General features: G+C 62.5%; 9 protein-coding genes. 8 read left to right on the top strand and 1 reads right to left on the bottom strand.

The annotated features are described in order from the left end of the window. Positions 1–364, top strand: a 364-nt coding sequence (locus HMPREF9538_RS02575; protein ID WP_009486278.1) for a lysozyme inhibitor LprI family protein, incomplete at its 5' end; no start/stop codon positions are given. Here HMPREF9538_RS02575 and rutR read toward each other — a convergent pair. After that, on the bottom strand, positions 361–999 hold the full coding sequence (gene rutR, locus HMPREF9538_RS02580) for an HTH-type transcriptional regulator RutR (protein WP_002898883.1): 639 nt from the start codon (positions 997–999) through the stop codon (positions 361–363). The genes HMPREF9538_RS02575 and rutR overlap by 4 nt on opposite strands. Positions 1,000–1,283: 284 nt before the next feature. Here rutR and rutA point away from each other — a divergent pair, with 284 nt between their 5' ends. From rutA to rutG, 7 genes are read left to right on the top strand one after another with little or no spacing between them, the layout of a single operon-like run. After that, positions 1,284–2,375, top strand: coding sequence for a pyrimidine utilization protein A (gene rutA / locus HMPREF9538_RS02585; RefSeq protein WP_004179293.1), 1,092 nt, complete (start codon positions 1,284–1,286; stop codon positions 2,373–2,375). Continuing rightward, complete coding sequence (gene rutB / locus HMPREF9538_RS02590; RefSeq protein WP_004224061.1) at positions 2,375–3,085, top strand: pyrimidine utilization protein B; 711 nt, start codon at positions 2,375–2,377, stop codon at positions 3,083–3,085. Before rutA ends, rutB begins: the two co-directional genes overlap by 1 nt. After that, positions 3,078–3,470, top strand: a complete 393-nt coding sequence (gene rutC / locus HMPREF9538_RS02595) for a pyrimidine utilization protein C (protein ID WP_002898877.1) — start codon at positions 3,078–3,080, stop codon at positions 3,468–3,470. Before rutB ends, rutC begins: the two co-directional genes overlap by 8 nt. Beyond that, complete coding sequence (gene rutD / locus HMPREF9538_RS02600; RefSeq protein ID WP_004183620.1) at positions 3,467–4,270, top strand: pyrimidine utilization protein D; 804 nt, start codon at positions 3,467–3,469, stop codon at positions 4,268–4,270. The genes rutC and rutD overlap by 4 nt, the downstream gene beginning before the upstream one ends. Then, complete coding sequence (locus HMPREF9538_RS02605; protein ID WP_002898814.1) at positions 4,267–4,857, top strand: malonic semialdehyde reductase; 591 nt, start codon at positions 4,267–4,269, stop codon at positions 4,855–4,857. The genes rutD and HMPREF9538_RS02605 overlap by 4 nt, the downstream gene beginning before the upstream one ends. Positions 4,858–4,867: 10 nt before the next feature. Continuing rightward, a complete protein-coding gene (gene rutF / locus HMPREF9538_RS02610; protein ID WP_004176611.1) occupies positions 4,868–5,362 on the top strand; it encodes an NADH-dependent FMN reductase RutF in 495 nt (164 codons plus the stop codon). Positions 5,363–5,383: 21 nt separating this feature from the next. Next, positions 5,384–6,706, top strand: a complete 1,323-nt coding sequence (rutG, locus tag HMPREF9538_RS02615; RefSeq protein ID WP_004211313.1) for a pyrimidine utilization transport protein G — start codon at positions 5,384–5,386, stop codon at positions 6,704–6,706. Positions 6,707–6,913: the final 207 nt, after the last annotated feature.

The following is a 6,913-nucleotide window of genomic DNA, read 5'->3' as shown; positions in this document are numbered from 1 at the left end:
GCGGGCCGGCGGCGCGGCGCTGGCGGACGAGTGCAGCAGCGCCAACACCCAAACCGAAATGAATCAGTGCGCGGCCGCGCAGTATCAGGCGGCCGATAAAAAACTGAACGACACCTGGCAGCAGGCCCTGCAGCGGGCGGTGGGTAAACAACAGACATTACTGAAGCAGGCGCAGCAGGCATGGATCGCCTTACGCGACGCCGACTGCGCCTTTCTCGCGTCCGGCGCCGAAGGCGGCAGCATGCAGCCAATGCTGGTCAGCCAGTGCATGACCGATAAGAGCGTGGAGCGGGAGTCTTTCCTCGCCTCGCTGCTACAGTGCGAGGATGGCGATCAAAGCTGCCCGCTGCCGCCCGCCAATTAACGGACGCGAATGCCTTCGATAATCATCCGCTGGACATTATCGACCGTTTGTTCAAAAAAGGCCGCATCCTGCAGCGTGGCGCCGGTGACCGCCTCCACCTGGGTGGCGAAGTCGGCGTAATGCTGGGTGGTAGCCCAGATCATAAAGATTAAATGCTGTGGATCGACCGGCGCCAGCTTGCCGCGGTCGATCCAGCCGGAGACTATCGCCGATTTTTCGTCGACCAGCGCTTTCAGATCCCCGGTCAGTTCGCCCATCAGCAGCGGCGCCCCCTGCAGCATCTCGAGGCAGAAGAGCTTCGAGGCCTGGGGATGATCGCGGGACACCTCCAGCTTCAGGCGAATATATTCACGGATCGCCACCAGCGGGCTGATATCCTCACGAAAGGCCTTCAGCGGCGCCAGCCAGATGGCGAGGATCTGCTGCAGGACTGCCACATACAGCGCCTCTTTCGAAGGGTAGTAATAGAGCAGATTGGTTTTCGATACCCCGGCGCGCTCAGCCACCTGCTCCAGCCGCGTACCGTGAATACCAAATTGCGAAAATGCCTCCAGCGCGGCGGCCAGGATGGCCTCCTTTTTGGCGCTGACCGCTTGTGAACGTTTGCCGCTTTTCTTCACCGCGCCCTGTGCCATACATCCTCTCCTTCAGTTGACGCCACCAGCATAGCAAAAGCCCTGCGCCGACACGACCCCATGCACCCTGATTGCGCATGACTGCCGTTTTTTCGTGCACTGATTTTGACCATCCAGTCCACTTTTTTACCGTCCTTTTTAGCAACTCAAAAGTAACACATTAATAACATTAGCATTTATAAAACTGGCATCGCCTTTGCTTTACCTTTTCTGCGAGGTGGTCCAGGGAGAGGCAGGATGCCGCACCATCGCAACCCATCTTCCATGACTGCAGAGAGGTAGGTATGAAAATTGGTGTTTTCGTTCCCATTGGCAACAACGGCTGGCTGATCTCCACCCATGCCCCGCAGTATATGCCGACCTTTGAACTGAATAAGGCCATCGTGCAGAAGGCCGAGCACTACCATTTCGACTTCGCGCTCTCCATGATCAAACTGCGCGGCTTCGGCGGGAAAACTGAATTCTGGGATCACAACCTGGAGTCCTTCACCCTGATGGCCGGCCTGGCCGCGGTGACCTCGAAGATCCAGATCTACGCCACCGCCGCCACCCTGACGCTGCCGCCGGCGATTGTCGCCCGGATGGCCTCCACTATCGACTCCATCTCCGGCGGCCGGTTTGGCGTCAATCTGGTGACCGGCTGGCAAAAACCGGAATATGACCAGATGGGCATGTGGCCGGGAGATGACTATTTCGCCAGCCGCTATGACTATCTCACCGAATACGTCCAGGTGCTCCGTGACCTGTGGGGCACCGGGCGCAGCGATTTCAAAGGTGACTACTTCACCATGAACGACTGCCGGGTCAGCCCGCGCCCGTCGCAGCCGATGAAGGTGATCTGCGCCGGGCAGAGCGATGCCGGGATGGCCTTCTCCGCCCAGCATGCGGACTACAACTTTTGCTTTGGCAAAGGGGTCAACACGCCAACGGCCTTTGCCCCGACCGCCGCACGCATGATGCAGGCGGCGGAAAAAACCGGCCGCGACGTGGGGTCCTATGTGCTGTTCATGGTGATCGCCGACGAAACCGACGAGGCGGCGCGCGCCAAATGGGAACATTACAAAGCGGGCGCCGATGAAGAAGCGCTGGCGTGGCTCACCGAGCAGAGTCAGAAAGATACCCGCTCCGGCAGCGATACCAACGTGCGCCAGATGGCCGACCCCACCTCGGCGGTCAACATTAACATGGGCACCCTGGTCGGATCGTATGCCAGCGTCGCCCGTATGCTTGATGAAGTAGCGAGCGTGCCCGGCACCGACGGCGTGCTGCTGACCTTTGATGATTTTCTTGCCGGCATTGACGCCTTTGGCGAACGCATTCAGCCGCTGATGCGCTGCCGGAACCACATTGCTTCTGTTACCCGTGAGGTGGCCTGATGATTACCCTTCCCGCTCGCCCGGAATCCCTGACCTTCGCGCCGCAGCAGAGCGCGCTGATTGTGGTCGATATGCAGAACGCCTACGCCAGCCAGGGCGGTTATCTGGATCTCGCCGGCTTTGACGTCTCCGCTACCCGGCCGGTTATCGACAATATTAATACCGCCGTCGCCGCCGCTCGCGCCGCGGGTATGTTGATTATCTGGTTCCAGAATGGCTGGGATGACCAGTATGTTGAAGCCGGCGGCCCGGGCTCGCCGAACTATCACAAATCCAACGCGCTGAAAACGATGCGTCAGCGTCCGGAGCTGCAGGGCAAGCTGCTGGCGAAAGGCGGCTGGGATTATCAGCTGGTGGACGAGCTGACGCCGCAGGAAGGCGATATCGTGTTGCCGAAACCGCGCTACAGCGGCTTCTTTAACACCCCGCTCGACAGCATTTTGCGCAGCCGCGGCATACGCCACCTGGTGTTCACCGGGATCGCCACCAACGTCTGCGTCGAATCGACGCTGCGCGATGGCTTCTTTCTCGAATACTTCGGCATCGTGCTGGAGGATGCCACCCATCAGGCCGGCCCGGCCTTCGCCCAGCAGGCGGCGCTGTTCAATATTGAAACCTTTTTCGGCTGGGTCAGCGACGTCGAGAGCTTCTGCCACGCGCTGTCCCCCGCCACCCCGCTGGCTTTAGCCAAGGAGAAACGTTATGCCTAAACAGGTGATTATTCCGCCAGGCACCACCGCGCCGATTGCCCCCTTTGTTCCGGGGACGCTCGCCGACGGGGTGGTCTACGTCTCGGGCACCCTGCCGTTTGATAAGCAAAACAATGTGGTGCACATCGGCGACCCAAAGGCGCAAACCCGCCACGTGCTGGAGACCATCAGGAGCGTTATCGAAACGGCGGGCGGGAGTATGGCGGATGTGACTTTCAACAGCATCTTTATCACCGACTGGACAAATTACGCCGCGATTAACGAGGTCTACGCCGAGTTCTTCCCCGGCGATAAACCGGCGCGCTTCTGCATTCAGTGCGGACTGGTGAAGCCCGATGCGCTGGTGGAAATCGCCAGCGTCGCCCATATCGGTACCCCGACATGATGAGGCTCAATATTGCTCCGGCTCCGTGGCCCGGCGCGCCGGTGGTGGTCCTCAGCGCCGGTCTGGGCGGGGGCGGCGGCTACTGGCTGGCGCAGCGCGCGGCGCTGGAGGAACAGTATCAGCTGGTGAGTTATGACCATAACGGGACCGGGGAGAACGCCGGTCCGCTGCCCGCCGACTACAGCCTGGCGACGATGGCCGGGGAGCTGTTCAGCGCTCTGCAAGCGGCGGGGATCGCCCGCTTCGCGCTGGTGGGCCACGCCCTGGGGGCGCTGATTGGCCTGCAGCTGGCGCTCGATCGCCCCGAGGCGGTGAGCGCCCTGGCGCTGGTCAACGGCTGGCTGTCGCTGTCGCCGCATACCCGCCGCTGCTTCCAGGTGCGCGAGCGTCTGCTGCATGCCGGCGGCGCACAGGCGTGGGTCGAAGCGCAGCCGCTATTTCTCTACCCGGCGGAATGGATGGCCGCGCGCCTGCCGCGCCTCGAAGCGGAAGATGCGCTTGCCATCAGCCATTTTCAGGGCAAAGAGAATCTGCTGAAGCGGCTACAGGCCCTGAAGCAGGCTGATTTTTCACGCCGTGCGGCGGCCATCGCCTGCCCGACGCTGATTATCAGCGCCGCTGACGACCTGCTGGTCCCCGCCTCCTGCTCCCGCGTGCTGCAGACGGCGATCCCCGGCAGCCAGCTCGTGGAAATGCCGTGGGGCGGCCATGCCTGTAACGTCACCGACGCCGATACCTTTAATACCATTTTACGCGACGGGCTGTCCGCTATGCTGCCGGTCGCCAGGGAGACCCGATGAACGACGCAATAAACCACACGGCCTGCGAGACGCTGTTTACCCAGGCCCGGACCCACAACGGCTGGCTGGATAAGCCAGTGAGCGATGCGCAGCTGCAGGCCGTCTGGGACCTGATGAAAATGGGGCCGACTTCTGCCAACTGTTCGCCAGCGCGCATCGTGTTCGTGCGCAGCGCGGAAGGCAAAGAGAAACTTCGCCCGACGCTCTCCAGCGGCAATCTGCAGAAAACCATGCAGGCGCCGGTGACCGCCATCGTGGCGTGGGATAGCGCCTTCTACGACCGGCTGCCGACCCTGTTTCCCCACGGTGACGCCCGCAGCTGGTTTACCTCCAGCCCGCAACTGGCGGAAGAGACCGCGTTTCGCAACAGCTCCCTGCAGGCGGCGTATCTGATTTTTGCCTGCCGGGCGCTGGGCCTCGACACCGGGCCAATGTCCGGTTTTGACCGGGAAAAAGTCGACGCGGCATTTTTTGCCGACAACGGCTGGAAAAGCAACCTGCTGGTGAACATCGGCTATGGCGACCCCGGCAAGCTGTACGGCCGCCTGCCGCGCCTGTCCTTTGATGAAGCCTGCCTGCTGGCATAAGGAGTTTACGATGGAGTTAACGGACAAAGCGAGTTTCCGTGACGCCATGGCCCACGTCGGCGCCGCGGTTAACATTATTACCACCGATGGCCCGGCGGGCCGGGCGGGGTTCACCGCCAGCGCGGTCTGCAGCGTTACCGACACGCCGCCGACCCTGCTGGTCTGCCTGAACCGCTCGGCTTCGGTGTGGCCGGTGTTCAGCGAACACCACACGCTGTGCGTCAATACCCTGGCGGCCGGACAGGAGGCCCTGTCGACGCTGTTTGGCGGTAAAACGGCAATGGACGAGCGTTTTGCCGCCGCCGACTGGCAGACCGGCGCCACCGGTTGTCCGCGGCTGGAGGCGGCTCTGGTCAGCTTTGACTGCCGCATCGACCAGCGCGTCAGCGTCGGGACGCACGACATTCTGTTTTGTCACGTCGTGGCCATTACCCGCCACCCGGAGCCCCGGGGACTGATGTGGTTTGACCGCGGCTATCACACGCTTATGCGACCCGCTTGTTAACCTTTAACCCGGGATATCATCATGGCACTCTTCGATTTTCCTCGCTGGAAGCTGACCTCTCCTGCCGCCGAATCCGGCGTTGTCGCCCCCGATGAACGCTTGTCGGCCGGGCAAACGCTGGTGATGGGCGTGCAGCACGCCGTTGCGATGTTCGGCGCGACGGTGCTGATGCCGTTGTTGATGGGGCTCGACCCGAACCTGTCTATTCTGATGTCGGGCGTCGGCACCCTGCTGTTCTTTGTCGTCACCGGCGGACGGGTGCCGAGCTATCTCGGCTCCAGCGCCGCTTTTGTCGGGGTGGTGATCGCCATTACCGGCTTTAACGGCCAGGGGCTGAACCCTCATCTGAGCGTCGCCCTTGGCGGGATCATCGCCTGCGGGCTGGTCTACACCCTGATTGGTCTGGTGGTGATGAAGATCGGCACCCGCTGGATCGAGCGCCTGATGCCGCCGGTGGTGACCGGCGCGGTGGTGATGGCTATCGGCCTGAACCTGGCGCCGATTGCCGTGCGCAGCGTCTCCGCCAGCGCCTTCGACAGCTGGATGGCGGTGTTAACTGTGCTCTGCATCGGCATAGTGGCGGTATTTACCCGCGGGATGCTGCAGCGACTGCTGATCCTGGTCGGCCTGATCGTCGCCTGCGCGCTGTACGCCCTGCTGGCTAACGGCCTGGGCCTTGGCAAACCGCTGGACTTCTCCCCCCTCGCCCAGGCGGCGTGGTTCGGGCTGCCGCACTTTACCACCCCATCCTTTAACGGCCAGGCGATGATGTTGATTGCGCCGGTCGCGGTGATCCTGGTGGCCGAGAACCTCGGGCACCTGAAGGCCGTCGCCGGGATGACCGGGCGCAATATGGACCCGTACATGGGGCGCGCCTTCGTCGGCGACGGGCTGGCGACCATGCTCTCCGGTTCGGTGGGCGGCAGCGGGGTCACCACCTATGCGGAGAACATCGGCGTCATGGCGGTGACCAAGGTCTACTCAACGCTGGTGTTTGTCGCCGCGGCGCTGATTGCCATGCTGTTGGGTTTCTCGCCGAAGTTCGGCGCATTAATCCACACCATTCCCGGGCCGGTGATCGGCGGCGCCTCGATCGTGGTATTTGGCTTAATTGCCGTCGCCGGGGCGCGGATCTGGGTGCAAAACCGGGTGGATCTGAGTCAAAACAGCAATTTGATCATGGTGTCGGTGACCCTGGTGCTGGGCGCCGGCGATTTCGCGCTGTCGCTGGGCGGCTTTACGCTGGGCGGGATTGGCACGGCCACCTTCGGGGCGATCCTGCTGCACGCGCTGCTTCATCGCGGGACGCGCGAGGCGAAGGAGGCCAGGGTAACGCCGGTGTAAGCCACATTAGCGCGGCGTTGGCGCAGGGAGCGGTGTGGGCCTGGGTGGTGTGATCCTGTAGGCCGGATAAGGCATTTATGCCGCCATCCGGCACTACCGCAGGTATGGAGCCTGACCGCCCGGCGGCGCTGCGCTTGCCGGGCCTGGAGACTGCCACGGCCTTCCGGGAACGTCTCTGCGATTTTGAGGCCGTCAGCACCGGCAGTT

The organism is Klebsiella sp. MS 92-3, assembly GCF_000195655.1.
In the GTDB taxonomy this organism is placed as follows: Bacteria; Pseudomonadota; Gammaproteobacteria; order Enterobacterales; family Enterobacteriaceae; genus Klebsiella; species Klebsiella pneumoniae.
This window is presented reverse-complemented; position numbering and strand designations above follow the sequence as displayed.

Coding starts and splice junctions, on each gene's coding strand:
- rutF (WP_004176611.1), top strand. CDS start 4,868: ATGGAGTTAACGGACAAAGCGAGTTTCCGTGACGCCATGGCCCACGTC.
- rutB (WP_004224061.1), top strand. CDS start 2,375: ATGATTACCCTTCCCGCTCGCCCGGAATCCCTGACCTTCGCGCCGCAG.
- rutG (WP_004211313.1), top strand. CDS start 5,384: ATGGCACTCTTCGATTTTCCTCGCTGGAAGCTGACCTCTCCTGCCGCC.
- rutD (WP_004183620.1), top strand. CDS start 3,467: ATGATGAGGCTCAATATTGCTCCGGCTCCGTGGCCCGGCGCGCCGGTG.
- rutC (WP_002898877.1), top strand. CDS start 3,078: ATGCCTAAACAGGTGATTATTCCGCCAGGCACCACCGCGCCGATTGCC.
- rutA (WP_004179293.1), top strand. CDS start 1,284: ATGAAAATTGGTGTTTTCGTTCCCATTGGCAACAACGGCTGGCTGATC.
- rutR (WP_002898883.1), bottom strand. CDS start 999: ATGGCACAGGGCGCGGTGAAGAAAAGCGGCAAACGTTCACAAGCGGTC.
- HMPREF9538_RS02605 (WP_002898814.1), top strand. CDS start 4,267: ATGAACGACGCAATAAACCACACGGCCTGCGAGACGCTGTTTACCCAG.